The sequence below is a fragment of the Clostridium sp. C2-6-12 genome (assembly GCF_009928485.1).
Classification (GTDB): Bacteria; Bacillota; Clostridia; order Clostridiales; family Clostridiaceae; genus Clostridium.
The window spans coordinates 50,527-66,186 of the sequence record NZ_JAABNP010000022.1; the positions used below are offsets into that span (position 1 = coordinate 50,527).

The following is a 15,660-nucleotide window of genomic DNA, read 5'->3' on the forward strand; positions in this document are numbered from 1 at the left end:
AGGTAAATCTACTATTATATTTTAAAGCATGATTCTGACAAAACTCTGACAAAATATGAAAGCCTCTAAAACTTTTATATAAAAAAACACTAAACATTTAAAAAACAAAAATGTTTAGTGTTCCTCAATTCTCAAATAAATTTATTATAAATTAGAATTTAACTCTCCCAATGCAATTGTATACTTCTTTCTTAATTCCTGCTTTCTAGGCTCTGTCCAAAGCCACCCTTCCTCTTCTAAATAATCCTCTTTATAAATATCTAAAGCTTTATTAACTAATATTTCATCATCTTTCTCTATTGCTTGTTGTAACAAGTTTTCAAATTCAACAGTATCTATATAAACATCTTTTATGCAAAGTAAATAATTGTCTCCAATATACTTAATGCTTATTTCCCTACTATCATATTCCCTAAGAACCTTTCTAATTGAATATATTGTACTTTGAAGATTAACTAATGCTTTTCTAGGTTCTAAATCTGGCCAAAGCAAATCACATAATTTTTCTTTATGTATTGGCATTTCTCTATTTTCAAGTAAATATGCAAATAATTCTGCAGATTTTTTTCTATTCCACTTAACTATATCTTCTCCTATCTTAACAACAAACTTGCCTAGGGTATATATAGCTAGTTTAGGTCTCTCCTCTTTTTCTTGTAAATTAATTGAACTTTTACCAATAAGCCTGTCCAAGGCTCTTACTAGTCTTTCTTCCCTAATCGGTTTTAGTACATAATCAATTGCATTTACATCAAAAGCTTCTGTTGCATAAGAATTATAAGCTGTAATAAAAGCAATCTTAATATCTGGTGAAATATCAAACAGCTTCTCTGCCAGCTCAAGACCATTCATTACAGGCATTTCTATATCTAGTAATGCAACATCAAAGTTTAATTTATCTGCTTCTTCCAATGCTTTTAAAGGATTAGTGCAGGTTACTGTTACTATACAATCAAAAACTTTATATTTCTTTACATAAAAATTTATTTCATTTAATATATCTACCTCATCATCTACAATTAAAATATTCATTTTATTTTTCCCCTTTATTTTTTTATTTTAATACATCTATTATATCTACTTATTCTTTTTCGAAATGACTTTCTGCATCTATTTTTCTATACGGTATATAAAATTCTACTTTTGTTCCATTTTCTATACCTCGCGTTATAGTGAGTCCTCTTCCATATAATTTTATAAGTCTTCTATGTATATTTTTTATTCCTACACTTCCGTTTTCTATATTTCCAGAAAGAATATCCTTCAATCTTCCTTCATCAATTCCAATTCCGTTATCAATTACAGATATTTTTATATATTCCCCTTCATCCTTTACTGTAATAAGTATTTTCCCCCCATCAAGCATAGGCATAATTCCATGTCTTACTGCATTTTCAACTAAAGGCTGCACACAAAGCAATGGTACTGTACAGCTTATATCATCAATTTCAAATTCAACACAAAGTCGTTCCTTAAAACGAGCTTGTTCAATAGAAAGATATGCTCTTACAAGACTTAGTTCCTTTTTGAGAGAAGTAAGCCCCTCATTAGTTTCAAAATCAAAACTTCCTCTTAAATAATCAGATAAATCAAGTACAAGTTCTTTAGCTTTAGCTGGATTAGTTACAGTTAATGAAGAAATAACACTTAAAGCATTATATATAAAATGAGGCTTTATTTGAGCCTGTAAAAAGGATAATTCAGTAGCCACAAGACTATTTACTGCCTTTTTCATATTTATAAGACTGTTAACTCTGGCATTTAATTCTTCAGCTTCAAAAGGCTTTATTAAATAATCATTAGCTCCTAATTTAAATCCTGTAGAAATATCATTGATATGTCTGCTGGTTGTTAGAAGTAATACTGGTAGCTCTACTGGAAGATATTTTTCTCTTATTTTTTTCAGCACATCATATCCTGAAATATCAGGCATCATAACATTTAAAATAACAACATCAAACTTTACTCCATCCTCAAAAAACTTCAAGGCCTCTTCCCCAGTTCCAATTCCTTGTACTGTATAATCAAGTAAACATAAATTATTAATTAAAGCTTTTAAACTAATAAGGTCATATTCAACTACAAGTATATTGTATTTATCAAGGATTTTTCTATTTTCTATAGTTTCTTCCTCACTTTTTGAGATTGTATAGGAAACTTCCTTTGATTCAATAGCATTTTGATCTTGCTCCTCTGCCAAAGGTAATGTAAAAAAGAAAGAAGATCCCTTTCCATATTCTGATTTTACACCAATCTTTCCTCCCTGAAGTTCTATCAATTGTTTAGCTATAGATAAACCAATTCCTATTCCTCCATAACCTTTCTCCCCATTTGCTTGTCTAAAAGAATTAAATATTCCTTCTAAATCTTTCTCTTCAATTCCTATTCCTGTATCTTCAATATATATAGTTATAATGTTCTCTGAAAAATCTGCACTTACCCTTATATATCCTTCTTCAGTAAACTTTAAAGCATTTTCTAAGAGATTATAAAAAATTTGTCCCATTCTTTCTTCATCGCAAAATACAAGTGGTGCATCTTTAGATATGCAATTTTCAAAGACTATATTTTTCCCACCCTTTAAATATTTCAAGGCAAATATTACTTTTTCTGCAATCATTCCTATATTAATAGGCTTTGGATATATCTTTAATTCATTATGCTCTAAATTTGAAATATCTATAATATCATTAATTAAATTGTATAACCTTCTTGAGGATGCAAGAATCACTTCTAAATTTTCATTTTGCTCATGGTTTAATTCTCCTCCAATACCTTTTACCATTGATTCAGTAATATTTATTATTCCATTTAAAGGAGTTCTTAACTCATGTGAAGTATTTGCAAGAAATTCATCCTTTAACTTATCTAAAGAAATAAGCTTATCAGATAATTTTTCTACCCTCTCAAAAGCTAATGAAAATCTCTCTGCTAAAATATATGCTTGAATAAATATAACCATAAATACAGCTATTTCCATGCTTGGACCATATTTATCATTAAGCATATTCCAATGATAGAGAACATCATTTATAAAGGTTGCTAAAATTAATATTGCTTCTATTAAAAGAAGGATAGCTCCCTCTCGTTTTCTTATAAATGCTATTATTATTGAAATTAAAATATATCCATACATACCTATAATTAAAATTTCATAAAAAATTAGATACTTTGTAAAAACACTAATTGGCATAATAATAGTAAATATACTTATAATAATACCCACATACATTGCAATTCTCTTTATCTTATTGGAGACCTCTTCGGGACAAAGTTCATGAACAAAAGCTATTGTCATAATCAATCCCCAATACATAGTCATGTATTCTAGAGTGACCATCCAATTTATAGTAGCTGATGGCACAAAATTCAAAATTAAATATTCACCTGTAATTGTAATTCTTATTGCAACGATTAATATAACTATTCCAAAGTAAAGGGCTGATTTATCTCTCTTTTGAAGTAAAAACAAAGCTATATGATAAAGTGACATAATCATAGTTACACCAAGCATAAACATAGCTTTGCCAGAATCAAATTCTTTTAATTCTCTTATGTCACTATCATTACCCATATATATGGAATGCCACATTCCGCCTCTTGAATATGTAAAGTTTGATATTTGAACTATAATTTCAAAATCCTTTGAAGAATTTTGAAAGCTGACTGTTTGAGGATTAAATTCTGGTATTGAGGTTTCTTTTGTCTTTCCAACTCTTCCGCTCTCTGCTACTAATTGATTATTTACCATTAGTTTATATGAAGTAGAATTTGTTAACATTTTTAATCCTTTTAAAGAATTCATGTCATTTGTTTTAATTCTTAATCTATAAGTTGAATAACCATACGAAGGCAGTTTCTTCCCATTTAACTCATAATTAGTCCATACACTGGGAACCCTAAAATAACCATCTGGTTTTATTGGAATTTCCTTATGAAAGTCTTCATAGGTTAATAATTGATTCCAATAAAATTCCCACTCTCCATCAAGACTTACAACCCCATCTTTCTTAAAGTCCCAATTAACAAGATCCAAAGTTCCTTCTTTTGCTGATAAATGGCTCTTTTGTGTTTGATTAAATACATTAAATATAACTGCTAATATAAAAAGAATAATTACGACAATTATTACAAAAATTCTATTTTTAAAAACCTTCATATATCCTCCAACTCTTATAAATTAAATGTGATCATAGCACAACAATTTTAATCCTTTATAATCATCTCTGTGATTTTAAATATTATCCTCTATAGCTTATCCAACATCTTAGTTAGTCTAATAACAGTATAAGGCAAATTTTTATGTAATATAACCCAATAATCAAATTAATATGAAAATAAAAAAGTCATTTTGCGTGAGCTATAACTCATGTAAAATGACTTTAAGTACTTTTAATTATATATAATTATTGTAATTCCCAAAAGATTATCGTATGAAATTAGTAACAGCTCTCACTTCCTTTTCTGGTAATGAAATTCCTGCCTCTTTACCAGCCTTTATTGATTTCAAAAGCCACGCCATATTCTTACCTAATGTTCTCATGGTTTGCATTCCTTCTAAATCTTGCTTAACTTCCTCAGGAGTATTTCCATGAACCATATTCCAATATTGAGAAGATACAATAGGCATATTGGAGATTGTAAAATATTTATTTAATTGTTCAAAAGCTGCTGTAGAACCTCCACGACGACAGCTTACAATTGCTGCACCTGGCTTATATTGAAAGCCATTTCCTGCATAAAAAAATCTATCTAAAAATGATGTTATTGCTCCAGAAGCACTAGCATAATGAACTGGTGACCCAAAAATAAATCCATCTGCTTCTTTAGCTTTTTCCAAAGCTTCATTTACAGTATCATCGTTAAAAACGCATAAACCATCAGTTTTAGAACATCCTCCACAAGCCATACAGCCTCTAATAGGTTTACTTCCAACATGAAAAATTTCAGCTTCAATATTTTCTTTTTCTAATTCCTTAGCAATTTCTGTTAATGCAGTGTAAGTGCAGCCTTTTGCTTTAGGACTGCCATTAATAAGTAATACCTTCATTATTCCACCTCATTTTTATTTTTATAAGTGATATTATTAATATACAACAATATTTCTACAAAAGATAGAATTCACAAAAAGATAGTAAAAAAAGCCGTAGTACAACGTACTACGACAATTATGGCAGGGGCAGTAGGATTTGAACCCACAACCAATGGTTTTGGAGACCACTACTCTACCGTTGAGCCATACCCCTAAGACACAATATTGATTATATAATATAACTTTAAATAAAGCAACAATTTTTTTGTATTTTTATTTTACCAATTATAAAAATGCACATCAAAAATACTATATAGTATTTTTAATGTGCTTACTCTTTATTTACTTAGTCTTTGCATTGTTTCCTGAAGATGTAGCTTGAGCTTCTGGTGTAACTTCTGGTTTTTTCGCCCATTTTGATAATTCATCAATATTATATAAAATTAATTGATCAAAAGAGTAATCACCATAATACTTCCACAGCTTCACTGTATTATATGTTGATAAATCCAGCTTTGTACCTAATTCTCCATCTACTATTACAATAGTCTTTTTAGGATCTAAATTATTAACCTTAATGAATTCAGCCATTTCTCTATTATCAAGTTGAATTGTATTTAAATTCAAGCCTTTAGCTAAATAATCAAAGTCATTATTCAAAGTTATGAACTTATATTCACCTAATAAACTTAACTTTTCTTTATACTTGTTTACTTTTTCTTCGAATTCTTTTATGGCCTCATTATAATTTTCTTCATAAAAATCTCTGTTTTGAGGGTCTCTATCTTCAATAGCCGCTTTTACATTATATAAAGATATTTTATATTCTTCTATTCCTTCAAAATAATATGGATTTTCTTTATTCTCTCCACTATGTGAATAATTTAAAAGTCTCACACCTCTGGCCAAATTTATTATTCCAAGATTCCCTTTCTTTAGTTCATCAATAAAAGAGTTACTCCAAGGCTCAAAGGAAGTACCTGAATACATAAACAAATCCATATTTGATATATTATTTAAAACATCTGTGCTATATTTAAACTCATTAATATCTTTTTCATTTGTAAACATATAGTCTACATTATTTTTATCTTTTACTATTTTTTTTACCATATCGTACTGCGGTTTATTAACTGTCATTATGTTCAAAAACTTATCTCTATTTTCAACTCTATTATTTTCTGTATTGGCTAATAATGGACTTGAAAATAAACTCATACCAAAAGACAATGCAATAGTAATTATAACCATTGCAAAGGTAATCTTTTTCAAAATAAGCCACCTCCGAAATTTACTATACATTATATCTTAACTTCGCTTATTATTCTGTTAATTTAAGTTTAATATATAATTAGCTTTATTATACCAACTAATTAAAAATAAATATACATATTTATTATCTTTGTTAAATACTAAATTATATTATACTATAAATTTAGAAATATTAAATAGATATTAATTTGCTTTTATTGTATTTTGATATAAAATATAATAATGAGAATTTTTTTAACAGTTTTAACTCTTAACTGATTTTATAGGAGGGCCATATTTAATGGAATTTAAAGTTTATAGTGTAGAGGAAACTACTCAATTAGGAATGAAATTAGGCAATTTATTAAAGGCTGGCGATATAGTTTGTTTAACTGGAGATTTAGGTACTGGCAAAACTCATATAACTAAAGGAATTGCTAAAGGTTTAGGTATAACTGACAACATTACAAGTCCTACCTTTACAATTGTTAATGAATACCAAGGAACAAAATTAAAGCTTAATCACTTTGATGTATATAGAGTTAGTGATCCTGATGAAATTTATGCTATTGGATTTGATGACTACATTTTTTCTGATGCAGTATCTATTATTGAATGGGCAAATTACATAGAAGAAATTCTACCACAAGATTTGCTTCATATAAAAATAGAAAAGGATCTATCCAAAGGTGAAGATTATAGAAAAATCACTTTAACTCCTTACGGAGATAGATATGATTATATAAAGGAGTTGGAAATATGATTACATTAGCTGTTGATTCATCTTCAAAAGTAGCTACTGTTGCTTTAATAAAGGATGAAAAATTACTTGGTGAAATTACCTTAAATGATAAAAAGGAACATTCCGTCATTTTAATGACTATCATTGAAGATTTATTAAAGAATAATAATCTTAAAGTGGATGATATTGATGGGTACGTAGTTTCGAAAGGACCTGGTTCATTTACTGGACTAAGAATAGGTATGGCAACAGTAAAGGGCCTAAGCTTTGGAAGCAATAAGCCATATGTAAGTGTATCTAGTTTGGATGCCTTGGCTTTTAGTGCTGCTAATTTTGATGGTATTATATGTCCTATAATGGATGCTCTAAGAAATAGTGTTTATACTTCATTATATAAAAGCAATGCTACTTACTCAGTTAATACTGCCAGCTCTGCTGATATTGATTCTAAAAACAATCCATCAGTGGAATTAGAAAGGCTTTTTGATTATTCTGCATTAGATATTGATGAATTAATAGAATTAATTAAGAGTAAAAATGAAAAAGTTATATTCATTGGTGATGGTGTAGATAAATATAAGGATTATTTAATTAAAAATTGCCCAAATTGTTATTTCCCACCTAATCATCTTAATTTAGTTAGAGCCTCATCTTTAGGTGAACTAGGCAGCATATTATTAAGAAATGGCAACTTTGATGACCCTAATTCTGCTCCTTTTTACTTGAAAAAGCCTCAAGCAGAAAGAGAATATGAGCAAAGGATGAAATAATATGGATTTAGTTATTGATTTAATGAAGGAAGAAGACATTGATGAAGTTTTAGATATTAGTTCATTAAGCTTTGCTATAAGTTGGAGCAAAGATTCTTATATTCAAGAATTAACTAATCCAATTGCAAAATATTTAGTTGCTAAAATTGATAATAATATTGTTGCTTTTATAGGAACATGGATTATTTTAGATGAAGCGCATATAACTAATATAGCAGTGCACCCTAATTATAGAAAGCAAGGAATAGCATCAGAGCTTCTAACAAAATTTCTTGCGTATTGCAAGGATCAAGGATGCAAGGCTTTCACTCTAGAGGTACGAAGTGGAAATAAAGCCGCGCAGGCCCTTTATACAAAACATAATTTTAAGGAAGAGGGCATTAGAAAAGGTTACTATGAAGATAACAAAGAAGATGCTATTATAATGTGGTTAAAAGAAGAGTGAATTAAAAAATTCAAAGTAATATATAAAAGACTATCAAAATAAAAACATTATTTCGATAGTCTTCTTTGCTTTCTTTATAGCTTACACCATTTACTATTCTTTTTCAAAATCTGATTTGGGAACACCACATAATGGACAAACCCAATCTTCTGGAATATCCTCAAATTTTGTTCCAGGTGCTACTCCATTGTCTGGATCTCCTAATTCCTCATCATAAACATAACCACAGATTGTACAAATGTATTTTTCCATAATTCAAACCCTCCTTAAATTATTAATAAATTTGTTATTGGTTTTTAGAAACCAATTTTATTTCAGAAAAGCCAAAGGCTTTTCATCCCTAACTCTTAACTCTTAACTCTTAACTCTGAAGTGATTTTAGTTCCTCATTGTGACATAGCCACTTCTTTTATAGGTGTAAATCTTAACTGATCTAAATCGCTTCTGCAATTGATTTTCCAAATTCTCTACATCTATTTAATGCTTCTTCATCTGGATTCCATAATTCTTTTATTCCTGAACTTACGATTTCAAAACCACCTTTTTCTAATTCTTCTGTCATTATTTTAACAGCTTCACCGCTCCATCCATAACTACCAAAAGCAGCTGCCTTTTTACCTCTAAATCTAAAACCTTTAAGCATTTCTAATATTGCTGCTGTTGAAGATAAAACACCATTATTTATGGTAGATGATCCCATAAGAACTATCTTTGATTTAAATGATTCTACAACAATATCATTTTTATCACTCTTTGCTGAATTAATAAGCTTAATTGTTACATCTTTGTTTATACTTTTTATTCCTTCAGCAATGCTTTCAGCCATTCTTCTTGTAGCATTCCACATGCTATCATATACTATTGTAATTTGATTTTCCTTATATTCATTAGCCCATTCTAAATATTTGTTTACTATTTGAATCGGATCTTCTCTCCATATTATACCATGACTTGGACAAATCATGTCAATTGGTAAATTAAGTTTTAATATTTCTTGAATTTTAGATATAACCTGCTTGCTAAATGGAGTTAAAATATTTGCATAATATTTTAGTGCTTCTTGATATAATTCTGTTTGATCAACTTTGTCATTATACATAAATTCTGAAGCATAATGTTGACCAAATCCATCATTACTGAATAACATATTTTCTCCTGATAAATAAGTGAACATAGTATCTGGCCAATGAAGCATAGGAGCTTCTATGAAAGTAAGTGTATGCTTACCTAACTCTAAAGTATCACCTGTTTTAACTTCTACAAAATTCCACTCTTGATGATAGTGACCTTTTAATATTCTAGCACCACTTTTAGTACAATAAATTGGAGTATTAGGTATTTCCCTCATAAGATCAACTAAAGCACCACTATGATCAACTTCTGAATGATTAATAACTATATAATCAATTTTTTGTATATCTATTTCTTTTTTTAGATTAGTTATAAATTCTTTTGTAAATGGCTCCCAAACAGTATCTATAAGAACTGTTTTTTCATCTCTGATTAAATAAGAATTATATGATGAACCTCTATGAGTGGAATATTCATCGCCATGAAATTTTTTCAAATCCCAATCTATTTTTCCTACCCAAGTTACAGTATCATTTATCTTAAAACTCATTTCAATGCTCCTTCTTTCCTACAAATCTATACTAATATAATAACAAATTAACTATTATTATTCAATAGTAATTATTAATTAGATAGAAATTTTGTTAATATTTTATCAATAGATATTTGTAATATATATATCAAAATAAATGCTTTATTTATTGTATTAATTAAAACATATATTATTATAATTACCATGATCCATATAATAATACACTCTATCATGTAATTTTACCCTCTTTATTTTGTAACTAATCAAAATATATATTTTCAGTATTCTCCTATTTTTCACATGGTTTATATTACTTTTACTATGTTAATGAAATTATGATATAATCAATATTAAATATAGCTATTATTCTAACCTTGATAAATAATTATTAAACTTGAAAGGAGATACTGCTAATCTTGATTTATTATTTTGATTAGCTGTTAAGTAACTAGGTGTTTGCAATTGAACGAATTAAGATTATAAAAAACTATTTAATTGAAAATAAACAGCTTGAAGTAAACATTTTAAGTAAAATGTTAAACGTATCAGAAGTAACTATAAGACGTGATTTAGAAAAATTAGAAAAAGAAGGTTTCATAACCCGTACTCATGGTGGAGCTGTGTTAAATACTGGAGAAAGTATTTATAATGAAAATCTTTTAGCTGATAATACTGATGACGAAAGTGTTGATTATAGTGATATTGCTGATATTGCAATTGAAATGATTAATGATGACGATGTAATAATGCTCTCTAATGGTGAAATTAATCTTTCTATTGCAAAGAAACTAACTAATAAGAAAAACCTAACTGTTGTAACTAATGATATTTTAATTGCTGCTGAACTTACTAATCATCAAACAATTAAGGTAATATTGCTAGGCGGAGTAATTGATTCTTCTACTAAGTCAGTATTTGGTACGCTTACTATTGATAATTTAAATCTTTTTTTCGTAAATAAATTATTTATAGAGGTTAATGGAATTTCAAATAATCTAGATGTAACTGTATCTAGTATGAATATGGCTTCTCTCATTCAAGCCTCTATTAAAAATTCTAATGAGAGAATTGTTTTATGTTCCTCAGAAGCCTTCAAGAAAAATTCTTTTTATAAAGTTGGTAAATTAACAGAAATAACTGAAAAAATTATCACAAATTCTAATATAAATGATAATTTTAAAACTGAAATATTCAATAATAATATTCAATTATTTACTTCTGTTAACGCTTTTGAAGATCACATATAATAAATTATTTTTGATGCGGAGGTACTTATGAATATTCCTAAGTTATCATTACGAAATATCAGTAAATATCTTACTGAAGACTTTTCATTACAAGATATTAATTTAGATTTTTATTCTGGAGAAGTCCATTCAATAATTGGAGAAAATGGCTCTGGTAAATCTTCCATAGTAAAGATAATCAGTGGCTTATTTTCTCTTGATCATGGTGAAATGTTTTTAGATGAAAAACCTGTTATATTTAAATCAGTCTATGATGCAAGGAAAGCAGGCATCTATTGTATTTCTCATGATACTGCTCTTTTTCCTAATTTAACAATATATGAAAATATCTTTTCAGATGCTATAGGCAGTGGAAAAGGAATATTTAGCCCAATTAATTTTGAAAGACTTCGACTTAAATGCTATGAATTATTTAAAGAATTTAATATTAACCTTAACGTAGATGCACCTATTTCATCTTTAAATTATCCTCAACAGCAATTAGTAGAACTCCTTAAAGTATATGTATCTTCAGCAAAAGTAATTATATTAGATGAAGTATCTTCTGCTTTTACTTCTGTAGAAAAGAAAATTTTATTTTTAATTATTTCTAAAATGAAGTCAAAGGGAATATCAATAATATATATTACTCATATTATTGATGAAATCAAAATGATTTCTGATAAATTAAGTATTATCTCTCAAGGTAAACTTGCTTATTCTAGAGATATATCTAGTATTACAGATGAAGATATAATTAATTTATTATCAATTCCCATACATAAGAATCCATACCCTAAGCTAAATATTAAGCTTAGAGAAAACGTTTTATCTGTGAAAAATTTGCAGATTGGGGATTTGCTAAATGGCATCTCCTTCAACTTAAGAAAATCAGAAATTTTAGGAATTACAGGATTAATTGATTCTGGCCGCTCAGTCTTAGGGCAATGTTTATTTGGTAATGTTCCCTCATATAAAGGAACAATATCAGTTAATGGAATAGTTAAAAAGTTAAATTCTCCAAGTGATGCAATTGAATCTGGAATTGCTCTACTTCCAGATTATCCTTCACTTAATTCATTATTTGAATGTTTAAATTTGGAGAAAAATATAACTTCAGCTTCATTGAAAAGATTTGAAAATCATAAATATCTTCACGAAGATATTATACATGAAGTTGCTGACTCTTACATAAAAAAATTAAATATTAACCCTGGAAATCAAAGTGATAAAATTTCCTACTATAGTAGTGGAAATCAACAGAAAGTTGTTTTAACCAAATGGATGATGAGTCGTGCAAAAATTTATATTTTAAATGAACCTACACGAGGAATAGACATAGCCTCAAAGATAGATGTATATAATTCAATAACTGATTTAGTCAGAAAAGGAGCTTCTGTAATTCTCATCTCTTCAGATATTGATGAAATATTAGGTATGTGTGATCGTATCTTAGTATTAGCTCATGGAGAAATTGTTTCTGAATTTAATAGAAATGAAGCAACTAAAGAAAAAATAATTGCAAAAGCCATTCACGGCTAATTTTATCAATTTACAATTAACAATGAACAATTTAGGTAAGAAATGCACAGCATTTCTCTTAATTATTTAATTTTAAGAAATAGCTTCGCTATTTCATCCTTCATTGTTAATTGTTAACTGTTAATTGTATAAGGACTATGTTTTCAAAAATATGAAATTACTTTACTTCATATTTTTGCTTTAACATAGTCCTTATACTATTACACATATGTTCTAATTTAAATAAATTTATAAATATTTGAATTAGATATAAATATTAAGTTCCGTATTGCAGCATAGCTGCTCTTTTTATAGGTGTATATTATATTTATAAGAGGCTTAAACTATTGTGCTGAAGATTTTGATTTTGTATAAACATCAAATGCTATTGCTGCTAGTAGAACTAAACCTTTAATAGCTTGTTGCCAGTCAATTCCTATACCCATGATTGACATACCATTGTTTAGTACACCCATTACAAGTGCTCCTATAATAGCACCCATTATTGTTCCAATTCCACCTGAAGCTGATGCTCCACCTATAAAACAAGCTGCTATTGCATCAAGTTCATAGTTTGTTCCAGCCTTTGGAGTTGCTGCTCCTAAACGAGCTGATACTATAAGACCTGCTATTGCAGAAAGTACTCCCATATTTGTGTAAACCCAGAACATAACTCTCTTTGTCTTAATACCTGAAAGTTTTGCCGCCTTTTCATTTCCTCCAAGTGCATATACATGACGTCCTGCAATTGTTTTTTCTGTTATGAATGTATATATTAATATTAGTGCTCCAATTAGAACTAATACTATTGGAATACCTTTGTAATTTGCTAAGCTCATTGTGAAAAGATTTATTGCTACAACTACAATTCCAGTTATGAACATTGTGAAGCCCACTGGTTCACCTTCTATGTTATATTTTTTTCTATTGTTAACTTGTTTTATTGTCATAATTACATATAGAACTGATAGTAATAATCCAGCTAGTACTGCTATTAAATTTAAATTTCCAATCTTTAATGATTCTGGTAAGAATCCATTTGCAGCTACTGCAAAGGAATCTGGGAATGGTGCAATTGTTTGCCCTTTTAGAATAACCATTGTTAATCCTCTAAAGATAAGCATTCCCGCAAGAGTAACTATAAATGCTGGTATTCTTACATATGCAATCCAAAATCCTTGCCAAGCTCCTACTAAAGCTCCAATAATCAAACATAGTATAACTGCTAGTGCTACTGGCATATTCATTCTAACCATAAATATTGCCGCTATAGCTCCAATAAATGCTGCCACTGACCCAACTGACAAGTCAACATTTCCTGTTAAGATAACTATTAACATACCTACAGCTAATATTAATACATAACTGTTTTGAAGAATTAAGTTTGTTACGTTCATTGGTTTAAAAAGTACACCATCAGTCAATATTTGAAAGAATACCATAATAACAACAAGTGCTAAAGCCATAGTATATTGTCTTATATTTTGTTTAAGAAGATTTTTAATATTATCCATTATTTACACACCTCTTTATTATTCATTATGCATTTCATGATACTTTCTTGAGTAGCTTCTTTTTTTGAAAGCTCACCAACCATTCTGCCTTCATTAACCACATATATTCTATCACAAAGGCCTAATAATTCTGGCATTTCAGATGAAATTACCAATACTCCACGTCCTGATGCTGCTAATTCATTTATTATTGTATAAATTTCATATTTTGCACCTACATCAATACCTCTAGTTGGTTCATCTAAAATTAACACTTGTGGATCTGTAAAAATACATTTACTTAATACTACTTTTTGTTGATTTCCTCCACTTAAATTACCTACTGGTTGCAATACACTTGAAGATTTAATCTTGAATTTTTTTCTAAAATCTTCTGCAACTTTATTTTCAGCATTTTTATCAATAATACCATTCTTGCTTACACCTTTTAGGTTAGCCAATGTAGTATTTTTTAATATTTCATCCATTAATATAAGCCCATAATTTTTTCTATCTTCAGTAACATACGCTAATCCATTATCAATCGCCTTACTAACATTGCTTAAATCAAGCTCTTTACCATTCATCTTTACAGAACCAGATATTTTTTTACCATAGGATTTTCCAAATAAACTCATTGCTATTTCTGTACGTCCTGCACCCATAAGTCCTGCAAATCCAATTATTTCACCTTTTTTAATGTTAAAGTTTACATTGTCAATGACTTTTTTGCTATCATTGTAAGGATCATGTACTGTCCAATTTGATACTTCAAATAGGGTATCTCCTATTTTAGGCTCTCTTGGTGGGAATCTATCTGCCATATCACGACCAACCATGCCCTTTATAATTCTGTCTTCTGTGATTTCGTCAACACCTTTTGTCATTGTTTCTATACTCTTACCATCTCTGATAACTGTTATTTGATCCGCAACCTTTGAAATTTCATTTAGTTTGTGAGATATTAAGATAGAAGTTACTCCATGATTTTTCTTTAAATCTAATAGTAATTCTAATAATCTGTCACTATCTTCTTCATTTAAAGCTGCTGTTGGCTCATCTAGTATAAGTAATTTAACATCTTTTGAAAGAGCTTTTGCAATTTCTACAAGTTGTTGTTTACCAACACCTATATTAGAAATCAATGTGTTTGGATTTTCATTAAGAGAAACCTTCTTAAGTAATTCTTGAGCTTTTAATGTTGTATTATCCCAATTTATTACTCCCTTAGTTGCTTGCTCATTTCCTAAGAAAATATTTTCTGCTATTGATAGGTATGGTATTAAAGCTAATTCCTGATGTATAATAACTATTCCTAATTTTTCACTATCTTTTACATTACTAAAGTTACATACATTTCCATCATATTCGATTGTACCTGAGAATGTATTACTTGGATAAACCCCACTTAGTACATTCATAAGAGTAGATTTTCCTGCCCCATTTTCTCCGCAAATAGCATGAATATCTCCTTTTCTTACTTTTAAGTTAATACCATTTAGAGCTTTAACCTTTCCAAAAGTCTTAACTATATCTTTCATTTCTAGTATAAAATCAGACATTTGTATGTTCTCCTT

At 28.7% G+C, this 15,660-nt stretch carries 13 protein-coding genes and 1 tRNA gene; 5 read left to right on the forward strand and 9 right to left on the reverse strand.

Annotated elements, in window-relative coordinates; genetic code table 11:
- Positions 1–144 precede the first annotated feature (144 nt).
- The 5 genes from GXK56_RS17475 to GXK56_RS17495 all read right to left on the reverse strand — a co-directional run bounded on the left by GXK56_RS17475 (position 145) and on the right by GXK56_RS17495 (position 6,304).
- A complete protein-coding gene (locus GXK56_RS17475; protein ID WP_160689739.1) occupies positions 145–1,032 on the reverse strand; it encodes a response regulator in 888 nt (295 codons plus the stop codon).
- A 49-nt stretch (positions 1,033–1,081) separates the two neighbouring features.
- Positions 1,082–4,159 carry an ATP-binding protein gene (locus GXK56_RS17480; RefSeq protein WP_160689741.1) on the reverse strand — a complete coding sequence of 1,026 codons (3,078 nt, stop codon included), beginning with the start codon at positions 4,157–4,159 and terminating at the stop codon, positions 1,082–1,084.
- Between the two features lie 267 nt (positions 4,160–4,426).
- Complete coding sequence (locus GXK56_RS17485) at positions 4,427–5,050, reverse strand: flavodoxin family protein (RefSeq protein ID WP_160689743.1); 624 nt, start codon at positions 5,048–5,050, stop codon at positions 4,427–4,429.
- A gap of 121 nt (positions 5,051–5,171) precedes the next feature.
- A tRNA-Trp gene (locus tag GXK56_RS17490) sits at positions 5,172–5,246 on the reverse strand.
- A 128-nt stretch (positions 5,247–5,374) separates the two neighbouring features.
- Entirely contained in the window at positions 5,375–6,304 is a 930-nt protein-coding gene (locus GXK56_RS17495; protein ID WP_160689745.1) for a zinc ABC transporter substrate-binding protein, read from the reverse strand.
- Positions 6,305–6,584: 280 nt separating this feature from the next.
- Between GXK56_RS17495 and tsaE the strand changes: the two genes are divergently transcribed.
- Genes tsaE through rimI form a run of 3 tightly spaced genes read left to right on the forward strand, consistent with a single transcriptional unit; the run spans position 6,585 to position 8,240 of the window.
- Entirely contained in the window at positions 6,585–7,046 is a 462-nt protein-coding gene (gene tsaE, locus GXK56_RS17500; RefSeq protein ID WP_160689747.1) for a tRNA (adenosine(37)-N6)-threonylcarbamoyltransferase complex ATPase subunit type 1 TsaE, read from the forward strand.
- Complete coding sequence (gene tsaB, locus GXK56_RS17505; RefSeq protein ID WP_160689749.1) at positions 7,043–7,795, forward strand: tRNA (adenosine(37)-N6)-threonylcarbamoyltransferase complex dimerization subunit type 1 TsaB; 753 nt, start codon at positions 7,043–7,045, stop codon at positions 7,793–7,795. The genes tsaE and tsaB overlap by 4 nt, the downstream gene beginning before the upstream one ends.
- A 1-nt stretch (position 7,796) precedes the next feature.
- Positions 7,797–8,240 carry a ribosomal protein S18-alanine N-acetyltransferase gene (gene rimI, locus GXK56_RS17510; protein ID WP_160689751.1) on the forward strand — a complete coding sequence of 148 codons (444 nt, stop codon included), beginning with the start codon at positions 7,797–7,799 and terminating at the stop codon, positions 8,238–8,240.
- Positions 8,241–8,333: 93 nt separating this feature from the next.
- Here the strand turns inward: rimI and rd are convergent, their stop codons facing one another.
- Entirely contained in the window at positions 8,334–8,492 is a 159-nt protein-coding gene (gene rd, locus GXK56_RS17515) for a rubredoxin (protein WP_160689753.1), read from the reverse strand.
- Positions 8,493–8,673: 181 nt separating this feature from the next.
- Positions 8,674–9,861, reverse strand: coding sequence for an anaerobic nitric oxide reductase flavorubredoxin (locus GXK56_RS17520; protein WP_160689755.1), 1,188 nt, complete (start codon positions 9,859–9,861; stop codon positions 8,674–8,676).
- 434 nt (positions 9,862–10,295) lie between these two features.
- On the opposite strand from GXK56_RS17520, the gene GXK56_RS17525 reads away from it, so the two are divergent.
- Together GXK56_RS17525 and GXK56_RS17530 are read left to right on the forward strand one after the other, a co-directional pair.
- Positions 10,296–11,090: a DeoR/GlpR family DNA-binding transcription regulator gene (locus tag GXK56_RS17525; protein ID WP_160689757.1), complete on the forward strand. Its 795-nt coding sequence runs from the start codon at positions 10,296–10,298 to the stop codon at positions 11,088–11,090.
- A gap of 27 nt (positions 11,091–11,117) precedes the next feature.
- Positions 11,118–12,611 carry a sugar ABC transporter ATP-binding protein gene (locus GXK56_RS17530; protein ID WP_160689759.1) on the forward strand — a complete coding sequence of 498 codons (1,494 nt, stop codon included), beginning with the start codon at positions 11,118–11,120 and terminating at the stop codon, positions 12,609–12,611.
- Between the two features lie 323 nt (positions 12,612–12,934).
- On the opposite strand, the gene mmsB is transcribed toward GXK56_RS17530, so the two are convergent.
- Positions 12,935–14,104 carry a multiple monosaccharide ABC transporter permease gene (gene mmsB / locus GXK56_RS17535; RefSeq protein WP_160689761.1) on the reverse strand — a complete coding sequence of 390 codons (1,170 nt, stop codon included), beginning with the start codon at positions 14,102–14,104 and terminating at the stop codon, positions 12,935–12,937.
- Positions 14,104–15,645: a multiple monosaccharide ABC transporter ATP-binding protein gene (gene mmsA, locus GXK56_RS17540; protein WP_160689763.1), complete on the reverse strand. Its 1,542-nt coding sequence runs from the start codon at positions 15,643–15,645 to the stop codon at positions 14,104–14,106. Before mmsA ends, mmsB begins: the two co-directional genes overlap by 1 nt.
- Between the last annotated feature and the right edge of the window lie 15 nt (positions 15,646–15,660).

Bases quoted from the DNA above. Each gene is read 5' to 3' on its own strand.
- GXK56_RS17475 (WP_160689739.1), bottom strand. From the start codon at position 1,032: ATGAATATTTTAATTGTAGATGATGAGGTAGATATATTAAATGAAATA.
- GXK56_RS17480 (WP_160689741.1), bottom strand. From the start codon at position 4,159: ATGAAGGTTTTTAAAAATAGAATTTTTGTAATAATTGTCGTAATTATT.
- GXK56_RS17485 (WP_160689743.1), bottom strand. From the start codon at position 5,050: ATGAAGGTATTACTTATTAATGGCAGTCCTAAAGCAAAAGGCTGCACT.
- tsaE (WP_160689747.1), top strand. From the start codon at position 6,585: ATGGAATTTAAAGTTTATAGTGTAGAGGAAACTACTCAATTAGGAATG.
- tsaB (WP_160689749.1), top strand. From the start codon at position 7,043: ATGATTACATTAGCTGTTGATTCATCTTCAAAAGTAGCTACTGTTGCT.
- rimI (WP_160689751.1), top strand. From the start codon at position 7,797: ATGGATTTAGTTATTGATTTAATGAAGGAAGAAGACATTGATGAAGTT.
- rd (WP_160689753.1), bottom strand. From the start codon at position 8,492: ATGGAAAAATACATTTGTACAATCTGTGGTTATGTTTATGATGAGGAA.
- GXK56_RS17520 (WP_160689755.1), bottom strand. From the start codon at position 9,861: ATGAGTTTTAAGATAAATGATACTGTAACTTGGGTAGGAAAAATAGAT.
- GXK56_RS17530 (WP_160689759.1), top strand. From the start codon at position 11,118: ATGAATATTCCTAAGTTATCATTACGAAATATCAGTAAATATCTTACT.
- mmsB (WP_160689761.1), bottom strand. From the start codon at position 14,104: ATGGATAATATTAAAAATCTTCTTAAACAAAATATAAGACAATATACT.
- mmsA (WP_160689763.1), bottom strand. From the start codon at position 15,645: ATGTCTGATTTTATACTAGAAATGAAAGATATAGTTAAGACTTTTGGA.